Raw genomic sequence first — 13,769 nt, 5'->3', positions numbered from 1 at the left:
GCTCTACGGCGGGCAAATTTTCTTTGCTTCCAAGGTCCATACGCCAGAAAAACGCATTGTGCTCCGGGATGTGAGGCTCTAGAATGGGCCTTTCAGGGTGCACACCACACAAACTGGCCATGGTAAAAAGAATAATTGTAGGAATCAGTGGCGCGTCTGGCGCATTATATGCCATACGCATGCTGCAGAAGTTGCGCCAGTCCGAATATGAAGTCCACCTCGTAGTAAGTGATGCGGCAAAGGTAACTATGGCGCACGAGTGCGGCCATTTACTTACGATGGAGCAATTGTGCACAGATTATTGTACGCACTACCATGACGTGCGCAACGTAGGCGCTTCGATAGCGAGCGGGTCTTTCAAAACCGCAGGGATGGTCATAGCCCCATGCTCGGTACGCACTATGTCTGAGATTGCAACCGGCGTCACCTCTAACCTACTAACCAGAGCTGCAGATGTGGCACTAAAAGAAAGGAGAAAACTCGTACTGATGCTCAGAGAGACCCCACTGCACTTGGGGCACTTGCGCACCATGGTATCATTGGCAGAGATGGGAGCAATAATCGCCCCGCCCGTACCATCGTTTTATCACCACCCCGAATCGCTAGACGATATAGTAAACAATTCGGTAGACAGAGTGCTAGGCATGTTTGACATACAGCAGGAGTTACGCGAGTGGCAGGGAATCTAGCCAACCCCCACCCGGAGATAACACGCAACCCATGCTTCAGCCACAGCCACACAATGCATAGCCTACCAAGGAAACTGCACCCAGCAAAGGAGGGGCTGCTGCTTCACGCGCGCTCTGATCCACCCCTAATGCGCACCAGCTTTGCAAACATCAGCGCGCCGAGCACCACGGGAGCGAGCAAGGGCAAGGCCCACAGGAACCGAGCGTGCCCCTCGTAAGGCGTTAAGCTAAGTATCTGCCTCCCGTATCTACCTTTAAGATCAGCCAATATCTCGTCATCCGTGCGACCATTGAGAATCTCGCCCCTTATCAGCTCTCGCATATTAACCGCAAACTGGGCCTGCGAATCGCGCAGTGACTCCCCAGAGCACACCAGGCACTTCGTCATTCTGAAAATTTTATCGGCACGAGATTCCACCTCCCCAGGTACCAACCCCGCATCAAGTGCAAAGGAGGCGGCATAGCAAGGAAAGGGCATACATAAAAGGAAAAAGAAAAGCAGCCTGGCCACTGACAAAACCACGTACACGCACGCTATTATCTACAACAAAATCACGAAATATGCAAGCAGCATACAACAAAAACACTATAGGAGAGAAGCCCCCCACTGAAAACAGACGCACCTAAGCGGCCATGGCGAACAATTAAAGCCCAGGTATCTTGGCCTCTTTGATTTTATTCATGACTAACTCTGAAAATTCCATAAATGACATAGTCCCTATCGTGAGGTTGTTGCCGTCGGATTTCACAGAAAAGGTAATGGTATCATCAATATCACCATCAGCAAGCGAGGAGACGCTCTTCAGTGCATCGATGATGACCTCAAAAAGCGCCATATAGTTGACTTCACCAGCTGCCCCACTAGTGGCCTCATCCTTACTAGGACGCGCCGCTTGCCGGACAAGATCAGACACAAATTTTGAAAATTCAGCGAAACCTCTAAGCTCAAAATGCAGATCTGACTTGCACCTTGCAGGCGAAATCATCATACAACTCTCAGACAAAGACGTATTGCCGTGCACAACCAAGCCAAACCCATCGCTACGGAGCTCAACACGTTCAACATCGGCATGTAACACCTTTTCAGCTTTTGCAGACCCACGCAACTGCAACAGGGAAAAACCCTTTGCCTGAAAAAATAAGCCCCCTGACCCATCGGTGTCCCTGTCTCTCACAATCTCTGAGTTAAGAGTGACAGCAAATTCATGCTCACCATCCTCAGAAGCACGCTCATCATCTTCCACAGACAAATGTGCCCTATCGTACACAGATACATACCTGTTAGATTCTGCATCAAAACAGGCAACCCCGTCCTCGTCAGAATAAGTAAACTTCACTACCTCATTCGTAGCCTCCTTTCTGAGTACAAGTTTCTTGAGCACCTGTAACAGCAAGCTCTCTTTAAATACCGCGCTGTAGCTGGCGCTGGTTTTGCACTCTATCACACCAGACTCACCCTCCACCTCTGGCGACAGCCCTAATATCTGCACGCTACCACCCGGCAATGCAAGGTTAAACATGTTATTGGACCCATCGTAGGATAGCGATAGGGATGTCGCTACCACTGACACACCACCACCAACATCCACTTTAAAATTCTGCAGCAGGATCTGACGCGGAATTACCCCTCGTATTTCAATATCTTCATAGCTGACTGATTTTACAGGAAATACGCCATGCCCGGCACCACGCATAGCATCCACAACAGATAGAGAAACCTGTTTTGCAAGCCACCTTGAAGCCGGATAAGCACCCGCAAGGAGGCCGAATACCAAAACAAGCAGTACAGTACCAATCGACTTTGCCTTAGTCATACATCCCCCACCAACAGAACGCGCACAGACCGTTTACTCCTCTTTTTCAGCAAAGGATACATTCCTGGTCTCGCTAGGAAGCATGACACGCAGTCCGTCGAGTTCTTTAGTCACAACAATTTGACATCCCAACCTTGACGTCTCAGTCAGACCAAATGCTAAATCAAGCATATCGTTTTCCTCATCAGACAGCTCGTTATGCAACTCTACCTTGTCATACCACTCCGGATCAATGATTAAATGACACGTGGAGCAAGCCAACGAACCTTCGCATGCACCTTCCAAATCCACCTTATTCCTGTGCGCTAACGTAAGAAGGGTTTCCCCTTCATGAGCCTCATACGTTTTCTCAACTCCATTCTGAGATACAAAAGTCACCGACGGCATTCACAAACCCCGAAAATTGTAGCTACTATTTCTCTTCATGTAAAAGGGCATCTTGCCCCACACAATCAACAAATCTCGTCTTAATCCTTCTGGAAACGTCGCGCATCTTCTTCGCGTCTGACCCGGACATCGCGTTCCTAGCCTCAGACAGCGCATCGTTTGCTTCCTGTAGCATAACTCCAGAAAACCGCTCACTAGCCAGTGCCCCCTCCAGCAGCTCGGCAATGCGTGCACATTCTAGCCTCTCCGCACTGAGCTCTCTAGCAATCATATCCTCATCAAAATTCTCCACTGCACTAAGTACATGCCGCTCCACATCCGCAGGCGTGATACCCTCCAGTTGATTCACCTCTACACACTTTTCCAAGCCAGTAGACTTCTCGCGGACGGACACAACCAGCAGACCGTCCATATCAACTCTGAATTCCACCTTCACCCTAGCCTCACCCGCAGGTAAGGGAGGCACCCCAATGTCGAACCTCGCCAAAGACCTATTAGCATCGGCCATCTCTCGCTCCCCCTGACACACATGTATATGTATAGCAGTCTGGCCGTCAGTATACGTGGTAAACTCTTGTGTCACAAGAGCCGGCACCGGAGTATTTCGAGGTATTATGGTTTCGACGGCCCCTCCCATAACCTCAAGGGACAGAGAAAGGGGTATAACGTCTACTAGCACTTTCCTGCCCGTAGCAGCAGGATTTGAGAGATAATACGCCTGAAGTGCGGCTCCAACGGCCACAGCCCTCTCGGGATCGACGCTATCGAACACCTTCCCGCAAAATACAGAGTCCAGTGCGGCTTTCACACGGGGGATTTTGGAGGATCCTCCAACTAAAATCACTCTCGAAACGTCACACGGCTTGATCCCAGCATCGGAGATTGTCTGTTCCAAAATCTTCACGGTCTTGGAAACCACCTTATCTACAACCTCGGTGAACTCGGCATCAGTTATATGGCACCGAAAAACATCACCGCATATTCTAAACTCGAAGGCACCGCCACTTCCCCCACTCAAGGCCTTCTTGGCATTGCAGGCGTCAAGCACCAAGCCGTCAGCGTACGGATCGCCACAAACCCGCTCACGCTTCCAACTTTCATACTGTGCCACAACCAGCTCTGCGAGCAACTGGTCGATGTCATCTCCCCCAAGATTGGTATCTCCCCCCGTAGCCAGTACTTGAAAAACCCCATCATGGAGCCTTAGCACGGAAACATCGAAGGTACCGCCCCCAAAATCGTACACGACGCACACTTCCGCATCACCGGCCTGCTCAACTTTGTACGATAGCGCAGAAGCAGTTGGTTCATTCAGCAACCGCAACACCTCAATACCGGCCATCCTAGCGGCATCTCTGGTTGCCTTGCGTGCAATTTCGTCGAAATACGCAGGAACGGTGATAACAGCATGTGTAACATCCTGACCAGTGCAGCTCTTGACTAACTCAACAAGACGCTTGAGCACCTCTGCAGCAACCTCGACTGGCGTTACTACCTTATTTTGGCCAATACTAAGCGCTGCGCTGCCATTTTTATCTGTAACCGTTGCGCCGCAAAATTGGCTGTGGTGTACATCTTTGGCGAGCTTGCCCATCAGGCGTTTTGTGGAGCGCAAAGCACGCAAAGGATTCGCGTCGTGCCCCACCTTGACCGCTCCATCGCGGGTATATTCAACAATCGAGGGAATCAGAGAGCGCCCGGCTGGATCCTCAAAAACTTTAACGCTGCCATCATGCTCTACAACGGCGATCAAGGAGTTGGTTGTACCCAAATCTATTCCGAATGCAACGTCCCATTTCGTCGTTTCAGGCTCAGTAATATCTAACAGCTGCATGCGGCCCCGCTCTTGTTTAGCTTTTTCAGGTATTTAAGTTTCTCAACTTGCAGCGCAGCCTGGTACATGTCACCTATTTCGAAGAACTTCCCCATAAGTTCCTGACATTTTGATATTTCTGACGTGATCGCAGATTCTGCATCCTGGGAATCACACATGTCAAATACCTCAGACACAAGGTTGTTCCGGTCTTCATTTTGCAGCTTTGTGCCATTGAGTTCCAGAATATACTCCGCCCTCGCTAACGGGGATTTGAGCACAGAATATGCCTCATTCACCTCCGCTATGCGCACAACAGCAGACTCTTTTTTTGCGGGATCAGAGAAACAATCCGGATGCATGCTGCTTTGCATCGCTACATAGTTCTTCTCCATAGTTTTGAGATCTATGAAAAAATTAACTTCTAAACCAAGCAAGGCAAAGTAGTTTTCAGACATAAAAACTATCCCCACATCCGCATCTGCCCTTCTCGTTGGGGTTTTTAAAAACAAAACCGGACGACAACCTGTCGCTATAATAATCGACCGTAGTACCACGGATGAACATCATAGCCTTCGGCTCAATCAGTACCACAACTTTAAACCCGTCGAACACCTTTTCAACTTTCACCTCGAGCGGCCTGGCGCCGTATGCATATTCGATATGGTACTTAAACCCATAGCATCCCTTCTGCTTTACAAGGATTCTAATCGCGACATCAGGGTCCCCCTTATCTGTAAGCAGCTCCTTCATTCTACGCCATGCTGCATCAGTCACAACAATAGGAGAGAGGCCATCGCCCCAGTTGCCTTGCTCAATGCTTAGCTCCATAAGCACCTCAACATTTATCCCCTTTGGCAATCTGCTGCTTGCTCTTATAATCGTGCACCGCGGCCTTCACGGCATCTTCGGCCAACAAAGAGCAGTGTATCTTTACTGGGGGCAGAGACAGCTCCTTCGCAAGAACAGTATTCTTCAGCATGCACGCCTCCTCTATCGTCTTGCCCTTTATGCGCTCTGTTGCTAGCGAGCTTGCGGCAATCGCGGCCCCACACCCGAATGTCTTAAACTTGGCATCAACTATTGTGCCATTTTCATCTACTTTTATCTGCAGCTTCATTACGTCTCCGCAACTCGGAGCCCCAACCAACCCGGTTCCAACATTTAGATCATCTTTAGGCAGAGAACCAACATTTTGCGGATTCTTGCAGCGATCTAATACGGCATCACTGTAGCTCATATATCCTCCTATGCATCCCAATTAATAGTCTTCAAATCGGTACCTTCCTGTACCATTTCCCATAGAGGGCTCATCTCACGCAGCTTGCGCACACTGCGTATCACCAAATCTGCTGCGTACTCAACCTCTGCAAGCGTGGTAAACCGACCTATTCCAAACCTTATGGATGAGTGTTCAAGATCTTGTTCTACATTAAGTGCACGTAGCACATAAGACGGCTCCAAAGAAGCAGAAGTGCACGCGGAACCTGAGCTCACCGCCAAGTCATTAATTGCCATAATGACAGACTCCCCCTCTACATAAGAGAAGCTCAAATTCAGGTTTCCCGGTATCCTTTGGGAGTAGCTCCCATTCAGAACCACATTGGGAAGCTCCCCCTTAATCTTGTTGTAAAGCACGTCCCGCAACCCCCGTATCCTCTCGTTCTCGGTTTCCATCTCTTGCACAGCTATCTTAGCCGCCTCACCAAGACCGACCACCAGGGGCGTCGGCACAGTACCAGACCTCATGCCACGTTCTTGCCCTCCCCCACTGAGCAATGGCACCAGGCGCACCCTCGGGTTGCGGCGGCGCACATACAGCGCGCCCACCCCCATAGGACCGTATATTTTGTGCCCAGAAATGCTCAGCAGGTCCACGTTCATACTATTAACATCTATAGCCACCTTGCCTAGCGCCTGGGCCGCATCAGTGTGAAAAAACACACCCTTGTTCCTGCATATTTTACCTATCTCACCGATGGGCTGGATGACCCCTATTTCATTGTTTACCGTCATGACGGACACGAGTATTGTGTCGTCCCTTATTGCGGCCTCGAGTTTGTCTACCTCCAATATGCCATCTCCCCGCACATCAAGGTAGGTTACCTCAAAACCTTCGGTCTCAAGATGGCGGCACGAATCTAGCACACACTTATGCTCAGTCTTCAGAGTAATGATGTGATTTCCTTTGTTTTTATAGAAGCGCGCCAGTCCTTTTATGGCCAAATTGTTAGATTCCGTGGCACCAGAGGTGAATATAACCTCCTTGGGGTCCGCACCTATTGATTCCGCAATTTGCTCCCTAGCAACTTCCACTGCAGACTCAGCCCTCCACCCAAAAGAATGGCTGCGCGAATGCGGGTTGGAGAACTGCCGAAAGTACGGAACCATGACCTCAAGCACCCTGTCATCTACCCTAGTGGTAGCCTGGTAATCAAAAAACACAGGAGGTTGTACTCCCTTGCTCCCCGTCATACTTGTAACCTCCTACTAACCATACACGAGCCCTAGTTAACCGTCATACGAAAGCCATTATAGATTCCATACCAACAATCGGCGATCTTACAAACCTGAGCTTCGGTCACACCAGGCCCTAAACTAATTCTGACAGCGCTCTGCGCACATTCATCGCTGACCCCAAGCGCAGACAGCACGTGCGAGGCTCCGGGTTTGCCTGAAGAGCACGCAGACCCAACGCCTATCGCTACTTTGTGGCTGTCAAAGCCCATAACCTGGAGCTCTTTGCTAACACCAGGCATGGAAACGCACGTAGTATTGGGAAGCCTGTCTACATCGCGCCCAAAAATCACGCATTCAGGCACGAGTTCACTGATTTTTTTCTCCAATAGATCGCGCATTTGCCTTACAGCTGACATTCTACCTACACAAGCTTGTATATCCTCCAATGCTATGGACAAGGAACAAATCGCTACCACGTTCTCCGTACCAGCGCGCAAACCCCTCTCTTGTAGCCCGCCAAATATCATGGGTTCTACTTGAACGTTTTTGCTATTAAAAAGCAGTGCACCAGCACCAGGTATCCCGCCAATTTTGTGTGAAGAAATAGTGACAAAATCCGCACCCAACCCGAGCACGCTCACTGGAATCTTCCCACAAGCCTGCACGATATCAGTGTGTACCACAGCCCCGTACTTACGCGCAAGTTTTACAACTTCCTGAACCGGTTGTATCGTCCCCACTTCGTTGTTAGCCAACATGACAGAAACCAAGGCCTTTTTCCCGCCAAGCGAGCTCAAAATGCCATCTAAAGCATCAAGAGATACTACTCCCGAACCATTGACTGGAATCACCATGGGATCCGTCGCCGCGTTCATCACGGAAGGGTGCTCAATGGCGGAGATAATATGCACGTATCCGGCGCTACTCCTGAAAACCAAATTGTTCGCCTCGGTGCCAGAGGAGGTAAATACTACATCATACCCCGCAGCATCGAGCTTGTTTACAACCGTTCTGCGCGCATCTTCAATAACCCCCCTGGTTTTTTGTCCCAATCTGTGCACCGAAGACGGATTATAAAAGCCTCCAAACAGCAGCTCATTACCCAGTTTGTGTCGTACCTGTGCGCTCACTGCAGCAGTCGCGTTGTAATCTGCATATATATAGCCGTCATCGCTGTTTACGACCCTGAGATTGTTGTTGAACACATCCAAAATGGAAGTATTCTTCAGATAGTGCATGACATACTTCTCGATGCCATCCCACAAATTGTGGCTGTTACACCTTACGCCAGGAAACGGCAAGCAACCCCCGCGTTCGCTCCCGCATCTGACCATTCTGACCTTATCCCCAACAGAGTCCAGTAGTAAATCCAGCGTTATATGCTCGGGGGGCATTCCAAGAGAGTATCCCCCACCCGGTCCTCTAGTCGATTTTACTAGCCCCTTGTTTTTCAGAGATGTTATCACCCTCTCCAAATAACCCTCAGAGAGGGATTGCTTGTCGGCTATGGAAGAGGCTCTTTTTGGCTTGAATGCACCGCCCGGCTGCCCCTGGTTGAGCAACCCTACCATGAACATCACAGCGTAACGTAACCTTGTGGTCATCAACATGGCAGCCTCACTCTAAACGCGCGTAGTGGCAAAAGCAACAACCGGAGCTAGGTGAAGGATTAAAAAAACCCTTGGTAAGAAGGAACTTTTTAGTTAGCATCTTCACGGTGTACAGTGATAGTGGATAATATACCCCGTGTCAAGTGGGTTTTTCCTGCAAGATGGCTGTGGCGGTATGGTAGAGGTCTGGTAGGTAGGAATGCGAGAGGTTTTTTTTAATGGGCCCGCGGGCAAAATAGAGGGACGGTATACAGGAAGCAGGGATGCTGACGCCCCTTTGGTGCTGATACTGCATCCCCACCCGCAGTACGGTGGGAGCATGGACAACAAGATAGTGTACAATCTTTACCGGGTGTTTGCCGTAAATGGCTTTTCCGTCCTTCGGATAAACTTTCGTGGCATTGGCAAGTCTGCGGGTGTTTTTGACAAGGGCGTGGGAGAACTTAGTGACGCGGCAACAGCTGCGGATTGGCTCCAGAACAACAGTCCTTCGGTTTCATCGTTTTGGGTTGCGGGTTTTTCCTTTGGAGCGTGGGTGGCTATGCAACTTATGATGCGCAGGCCAGAAGTTGACGGGTTTGTTGCGGTATCTCCGCCAGCAAACAGATATGATTTTTCGTTTCTTTCGCCCTGCCCTGTACCTGGGTTGATAATTCAGGGGGATAATGACAGTATAGCTGAGGAAGCGGCGGTTTCTCAACTCGCGTCAAGGTTGAGCGCCTCTATTAAGAGTGAGCATATGCAGTATTACGTCGTGGAAAGGGCAGACCACTTTTTCCGTGATCATATCAGCCAACTCAACGAGGTGGTTGATGCATATATAAAGTCCAGAATGTCAGCTGGAGGCGAGCAGGCGTTTTCTGATAAGAAGATCAAGGGCAAGCATCCTGTGTACGCTGGGTAGTGTAGGGTTCGCGGTACATTCCTGCCGCATTTCGCTGTAAACCAAGAGGCACGGGCGGTCGCTTTTGCTACATCTCAGCAGTTTTTTACCCAGGTTCGGCTTTTGTCTTGCACATGCTGGAAGTGTAGGACTTGTTGGGCGTATGTGCGTTAAGGCCCAGAGCATCTGTGCTGCCACGGTGCACGCGGCGGCCGAGTACATCCCTTAAACATGCAAGAAGGACGGGTTTCATGCGCGTTACACGTTCACCGCGCCTAGAGCCGGCCAACTTACGGTATACGGATTTCCCTGAGTGACGACGCGGTGGTTGAAGGCGGGAATTTTGTATTGTACAATCTCGCTTGTTTCATAGGAAAAGCAGTGGTGCACAGTTCCTGGCCCTTCAAAGAAGCGGAGAGAATTCTCCAAGCATTTGGCGAAGAACGAGAGGTAATCTTGTCCGTCGGGTATGGGCCCTCCGGGCTACCACATATTGGAACCTTAGGTGAAGTTGTGCGAACCACGTTCGTGGCCAACGCATTACGTGAGATTTCCCCAAACACTTCAACTAAGATCTTAGCGTTTTCGGACGACATGGATGGGTTGCGCAAGGTTCCGGAAAACATTCCACAATACGACATGGTAGCTGAATGTCTCGGCAGGCCGCTAACATCCATCCCTGATCCATTCGGTACCCACCAGAGCTACGGACACCACATGAACCACGTATTCTGTGAGTTCCTCGATAGGTTCGGAGTTGAATATGAACTCAAAAGCGCCACTGAGTGCTACAAATCTGGGGTATACGATTCTGTGCTGTTAAAGTTATTGCAGAATTATGACAAGGCAACCAAAATACTACTCGCCACGGTCGGGGAAGAGCGCCAAAAAACCTATAGTCCTTTCTTGCCAGTGTGTCCCGAAACGTTGCGGGTTCTGCAGGTTCCCATAGTAAAAATAGACGTTACTAGCGGGACGATTTTCTATGAAGACAGCAATGGAAATCTTGTAGAAACACCTGTAACTGGCGGACGCTGCAAACTACAATGGAAGGCAGACTGGGGCATGCGATGGGCAGCGTTTGATGTGCGTTACGAGGCACATGGGAAAGATCTGACGCCCTCGGTAAAGCCATCCGCTGAAGTGTGTAAAATTTTAGGGAAAACCCCTCCGGTTCTGTTCCCGTATGAGCTTTTTCTCGATAGGGACGGCAAGAAGATTTCAAAATCCAAAGGGAATGGCTTCTCCGTCGAGGAGTGGCTATCTTGTGCTCCTTACGAGAGCTTGGCGCTATATGTGTTCCAAAACCCAAAAAGGGCAAAGCGCTTGTGTTTTGATGTTGTACCGAAATTTGTTGACGATTACCTATCTCTGGTCCAGGAATATAACTGCACCCCTAGTAAAGACAATCCCGTTTGGCACATACACAACGGCAAGGTTCCGAGCATCGAGCTGTGTGAGTTGACGTTCTGCCTGCTAATAAACATAGCCTCCGCATGCAACGCAGAAGACGAGCAGATGTTGTGGAAGCTCATAAGGCGCTATAGAGGAGATATTGATTCTAGAGCCGATGTTGCTACTCTGAGCAAGTTGGTAAGTTGTGCCGTTGCTTACTGCCGCATGTTTGTGATGCCAAATAGGTCATACAGGGCCCCTGATGAAAATGAGCGGGGCATGCTTTTAGACCTAGCGGAAACGCTGGCAACGGTGAGGGATGCTGACACCTCTACTGACGTACAGAATCACGTCTTTGCCGTCGGCAAAAAATATCTGCCGAACAATCTGAGGGAGTGGTTCAAGATGTTGTACGAAGTGTTGCTCGGACAGAGCGACGGTCCGAGGTTTGGGTCATTCGTAAAGCTCTACGGAGTGGGTAACACAATAGAGCTCATCAAAAAGGCTGCATCTGCGGACGGTAGCAATTGACAGAGCAAAATGGGGGTGCTATCCTGCGATCTGTTTTCCGAGGTCTGTCGTGATGTTGAGGTTTTTTGTTCTGTATTGTGCGACGCTTGCTTTGGGCGGATGTTTTTTTTCATCCGTGCAATATCATGGATATCCGAGTGCGGGTGTGCAGTTCTGGGATGAGGTCAAAATAGGTGAACAAAAGCCTGACGTTGTAAGACTGCTTGGGTCACCAGTGATTATCGACGGGGACGCGTGGCTGTACCCTTCCTGCGAGGTTCGTGGGGTTGTTGCATCTGTTGTCAGGAAGTACAGCTGCACCGTTTTAAAGATATCTTTTGACGGCGATAGCGGTACAGTTTCAAATATTGAGCGGCTGAACACACCTATGGGGCGCCTACCAAAGATCGAGAGCGCGAGCACACCAATCACCGGAGTTAATGACGGGGCTTGGCGAAGGATAGAGAGCATGTTCAGCAAGTTTCCATTCCGTAGCAAAACGCAATAGCCAATCGTGGATATTTCGCACTTTCGGTGCAAGCTGTTGGGTGTTTTAGTATTCCACCAGTACCAGATATAATCCGTGTGGTGGTGCGGTGATTCCGGCCGCTGCCCTGTTCTTGCGCTCCAGTATCTCTAATACATAAGACGGGGGAAATGCTCCATGCCCACACTGGACTAGTGTACCTACAATAATTCTAACCTGCTTATGTAGAAAAGACTTTGCAGAAACATGCACGAATATATTATTTCCCTCTCTAACGCAGTCAATCCTATCCACTGTGCGCACAGAAGATTTGGACTGGCACTCCTTTGCGCGAAAACTCGCAAAGTCCTTTTTTTCGCCAACCATGTGGCTTGCGGCCTCTTGCATATCGGATACGCTCAACTGCTTGGGTACGTGCCACATGCGCAGGCGATCCAAGCACGGAGGCGCGTCCCTATTCACAATTTTGTACATGTAGTGCCGCTTTTTGGCAGAAAACCTGGCGTGGAAGCCTTCTGCAGCCTCTTCCAGCGAGAGAATGGAGACCATATCTGACCGCAAATAGTGATTGAGTGCATTTTTTATGACATAGTCTTGCAGCGAGGTGTTGAGGTCAAAATGCACAACTTGGCCAAGCGCGTGCACGCCAGCGTCCGTCCTGCCTGCGGCAAAAACTGTCACATACTGCTGGGAAAGGCGATATATAGCATCCTCAATTGATTCCTGCACTGACCTCCCAGCCACACCCTTCTGGCGCTGCCACCCTATAAAAGCAGTGCCGTCATACTCAACAACAGCTCGGTACCTCATCCCAACATGTAGTGTAGAACCGCCTTGCGCACGGCCGCCCCAACTTTAACCTGAAACAGCACGGATGAGTGATTATCAGCCACCTCGTCAGAAATCTCAACGCCCCTGTTCATCGGGCCTGGATGCATGACGATCACGTCATCCTTTGCAAGGGATAATCGCTTCTCGTCCAGCATATAAAGACGAGAGTATTCTTTATCTAGCATAAAATCCCCATTCGTCATGCGCTCCCTTTGTATTCTCAGCAGCATTATGACATCCGCCCCTTCAATGCCCTCTTCCAAGCTGTGCGTCACCAATGATACCCCATCTGGCACATGAGCCACAAACGTTGGGGTTACCACCCTGATGTTCGCGCCATACCTAGATAGTAGCCTTATGTTTGACCGCGCAACTCTGCTGTGCAACACATCTCCGCATATAGCAATCTCCAGCCCGCGAACCTTGCCACCCTTCAGGGAGCATATGGTAGCATAGTCAGTGATTGCTTGGGTGGGATGCTCGTGATTTCCATCCCCGGCATTAATCACCAGGCAATCACCCGCCCTTGTGGCAATCTCGTCGACCAGGCAGCTCTGATCGGAGCGCACAACCACTAAATCAGTCCCCATGGCAGCCATGGTGGATATTGTATCTGATATGCTTTCCCCCTTACATATTGAAGACATGGCAACGTTTAGCGTCACAGATATGGCCCCCAGCGCCTTTTCCGCGATCTCAAATGCAAGCAGGGTGCGAGTGGAACTCTCAAAAAAAAGATTCACTATAACCTTTCCCCGCAATACCTCATCACTCGCTTCCTGCGCCATATATTTGTTCGCTAAGATGAGCAGATTTTCCACATCCTTATCACTCAGGTCCGAGACCCGCAGCAACTTTTTCAGGCTTCCCATAAAAACAATACGTATTCA

General features: G+C 49.8%; 15 protein-coding genes. 4 read left to right on the top strand and 11 right to left on the bottom strand.

Translation table 11 applies throughout. The features are described 5' to 3' along the window. Positions 1 to 83 precede the first annotated feature (83 nt). A complete protein-coding gene (locus ACIS_RS02755) occupies positions 84 to 689 on the top strand; it encodes a UbiX family flavin prenyltransferase (RefSeq protein WP_012880698.1) in 606 nt (201 codons plus the stop codon). A 103-nt stretch (positions 690 to 792) separates the two neighbouring features. Here ACIS_RS02755 and ACIS_RS02750 read toward each other — a convergent pair whose 3' ends face one another. From ACIS_RS02750 to ACIS_RS02710, 9 genes are all read right to left on the bottom strand, one after another. After that, on the bottom strand, positions 793 to 1,167 hold the full coding sequence (locus ACIS_RS02750; RefSeq protein WP_238523233.1) for a cytochrome c-type biogenesis protein: 375 nt from the start codon (positions 1,165 to 1,167) through the stop codon (positions 793 to 795). 166 nt (positions 1,168 to 1,333) lie between these two features. After that, complete coding sequence (locus ACIS_RS02745; protein ID WP_012880696.1) at positions 1,334 to 2,503, bottom strand: hypothetical protein; 1,170 nt, start codon at positions 2,501 to 2,503, stop codon at positions 1,334 to 1,336. A gap of 33 nt (positions 2,504 to 2,536) precedes the next feature. After that, complete coding sequence (locus ACIS_RS02740; protein ID WP_010264616.1) at positions 2,537 to 2,890, bottom strand: ferredoxin family 2Fe-2S iron-sulfur cluster binding protein; 354 nt, start codon at positions 2,888 to 2,890, stop codon at positions 2,537 to 2,539. 25 nt (positions 2,891 to 2,915) lie between these two features. Beyond that, positions 2,916 to 4,724, bottom strand: a complete 1,809-nt coding sequence (locus tag ACIS_RS02735; RefSeq protein ID WP_012880695.1) for an Hsp70 family protein — start codon at positions 4,722 to 4,724, stop codon at positions 2,916 to 2,918. Beyond that, positions 4,712 to 5,161, bottom strand: a complete 450-nt coding sequence (hscB, locus tag ACIS_RS02730) for a Fe-S protein assembly co-chaperone HscB (RefSeq protein WP_012880694.1) — start codon at positions 5,159 to 5,161, stop codon at positions 4,712 to 4,714. Before hscB ends, ACIS_RS02735 begins: the two co-directional genes overlap by 13 nt. Further along, positions 5,154 to 5,534: a HesB/IscA family protein gene (locus ACIS_RS02725; protein ID WP_238523232.1), complete on the bottom strand. Its 381-nt coding sequence runs from the start codon at positions 5,532 to 5,534 to the stop codon at positions 5,154 to 5,156. Before ACIS_RS02725 ends, hscB begins: the two co-directional genes overlap by 8 nt. A gap of 7 nt (positions 5,535 to 5,541) precedes the next feature. Further along, positions 5,542 to 5,943 (bottom strand): Fe-S cluster assembly scaffold IscU, encoded by a 402-nt coding sequence (gene iscU, locus ACIS_RS02720; protein ID WP_010267658.1) that lies wholly within the window; start codon positions 5,941 to 5,943, stop codon positions 5,542 to 5,544. Positions 5,944 to 5,951: 8 nt separating this feature from the next. Next, positions 5,952 to 7,178, bottom strand: a complete 1,227-nt coding sequence (locus tag ACIS_RS02715; protein ID WP_012658969.1) for an IscS subfamily cysteine desulfurase — start codon at positions 7,176 to 7,178, stop codon at positions 5,952 to 5,954. A gap of 32 nt (positions 7,179 to 7,210) precedes the next feature. Beyond that, positions 7,211 to 8,773 (bottom strand): aminotransferase class V-fold PLP-dependent enzyme, encoded by a 1,563-nt coding sequence (locus tag ACIS_RS02710; protein WP_012880692.1) that lies wholly within the window; start codon positions 8,771 to 8,773, stop codon positions 7,211 to 7,213. 199 nt (positions 8,774 to 8,972) lie between these two features. On the opposite strand from ACIS_RS02710, the gene ACIS_RS02705 reads away from it, so the two are divergent. The 3 genes from ACIS_RS02705 (at position 8,973) to ACIS_RS02695 (ending at position 12,069) form a co-directional block, all read left to right on the top strand. Beyond that, positions 8,973 to 9,677, top strand: coding sequence for an alpha/beta hydrolase (locus ACIS_RS02705; protein WP_010264631.1), 705 nt, complete (start codon positions 8,973 to 8,975; stop codon positions 9,675 to 9,677). 303 nt (positions 9,678 to 9,980) lie between these two features. After that, the gene (locus ACIS_RS02700) at positions 9,981 to 11,582 is read left to right on the top strand and encodes a lysine--tRNA ligase (RefSeq protein ID WP_012880691.1); all 1,602 of its coding nucleotides are present in this window, start codon (positions 9,981 to 9,983) and stop codon (positions 11,580 to 11,582) included. A gap of 52 nt (positions 11,583 to 11,634) precedes the next feature. Further along, positions 11,635 to 12,069, top strand: coding sequence for a hypothetical protein (locus ACIS_RS02695; protein ID WP_012880690.1), 435 nt, complete (start codon positions 11,635 to 11,637; stop codon positions 12,067 to 12,069). A 45-nt stretch (positions 12,070 to 12,114) separates the two neighbouring features. On the opposite strand, the gene truA is transcribed toward ACIS_RS02695, so the two are convergent. Both truA and ACIS_RS02685 read right to left on the bottom strand, forming a co-directional pair. Then, the gene (truA, locus tag ACIS_RS02690) at positions 12,115 to 12,858 is read right to left on the bottom strand and encodes a tRNA pseudouridine(38-40) synthase TruA (protein ID WP_012880689.1); all 744 of its coding nucleotides are present in this window, start codon (positions 12,856 to 12,858) and stop codon (positions 12,115 to 12,117) included. Next, entirely contained in the window at positions 12,855 to 13,751 is an 897-nt protein-coding gene (locus tag ACIS_RS02685; RefSeq protein WP_012880688.1) for an aspartate carbamoyltransferase catalytic subunit, read from the bottom strand. The genes truA and ACIS_RS02685 overlap by 4 nt, the downstream gene beginning before the upstream one ends. Positions 13,752 to 13,769 lie beyond the last annotated feature (18 nt).

Source organism: Anaplasma centrale str. Israel (genome assembly GCF_000024505.1).
GTDB classification, from domain to species: Bacteria; Pseudomonadota; Alphaproteobacteria; order Rickettsiales; family Anaplasmataceae; genus Anaplasma; species Anaplasma centrale.
The sequence above is the reverse complement of the archived record's forward strand: the minus strand, read 5'-3'. Positions and strand labels throughout refer to the sequence as shown.

What these genes read in the sequence shown, in the direction of transcription:
- ACIS_RS02740 (WP_010264616.1), bottom strand. Translation starts at nt 2,890, where the DNA reads ATGCCGTCGGTGACTTTTGTATCTCAGAATGGAGTTGAGAAAACGTAT.
- ACIS_RS02695 (WP_012880690.1), top strand. Translation starts at nt 11,635, where the DNA reads ATGTTGAGGTTTTTTGTTCTGTATTGTGCGACGCTTGCTTTGGGCGGA.
- ACIS_RS02685 (WP_012880688.1), bottom strand. Translation starts at nt 13,751, where the DNA reads ATGGGAAGCCTGAAAAAGTTGCTGCGGGTCTCGGACCTGAGTGATAAG.
- ACIS_RS02705 (WP_010264631.1), top strand. Translation starts at nt 8,973, where the DNA reads ATGCGAGAGGTTTTTTTTAATGGGCCCGCGGGCAAAATAGAGGGACGG.
- ACIS_RS02715 (WP_012658969.1), bottom strand. Translation starts at nt 7,178, where the DNA reads ATGACGGGGAGCAAGGGAGTACAACCTCCTGTGTTTTTTGATTACCAG.
- ACIS_RS02735 (WP_012880695.1), bottom strand. Translation starts at nt 4,724, where the DNA reads ATGCAGCTGTTAGATATTACTGAGCCTGAAACGACGAAATGGGACGTT.
- hscB (WP_012880694.1), bottom strand. Translation starts at nt 5,161, where the DNA reads ATGTCTGAAAACTACTTTGCCTTGCTTGGTTTAGAAGTTAATTTTTTC.
- ACIS_RS02725 (WP_238523232.1), bottom strand. Translation starts at nt 5,534, where the DNA reads ATGGAGCTAAGCATTGAGCAAGGCAACTGGGGCGATGGCCTCTCTCCT.
- ACIS_RS02710 (WP_012880692.1), bottom strand. Translation starts at nt 8,773, where the DNA reads ATGTTGATGACCACAAGGTTACGTTACGCTGTGATGTTCATGGTAGGG.
- ACIS_RS02755 (WP_012880698.1), top strand. Translation starts at nt 84, where the DNA reads ATGGGCCTTTCAGGGTGCACACCACACAAACTGGCCATGGTAAAAAGA.
- truA (WP_012880689.1), bottom strand. Translation starts at nt 12,858, where the DNA reads ATGAGGTACCGAGCTGTTGTTGAGTATGACGGCACTGCTTTTATAGGG.
- iscU (WP_010267658.1), bottom strand. Translation starts at nt 5,943, where the DNA reads ATGAGCTACAGTGATGCCGTATTAGATCGCTGCAAGAATCCGCAAAAT.
- ACIS_RS02750 (WP_238523233.1), bottom strand. Translation starts at nt 1,167, where the DNA reads ATGCCCTTTCCTTGCTATGCCGCCTCCTTTGCACTTGATGCGGGGTTG.
- ACIS_RS02745 (WP_012880696.1), bottom strand. Translation starts at nt 2,503, where the DNA reads ATGACTAAGGCAAAGTCGATTGGTACTGTACTGCTTGTTTTGGTATTC.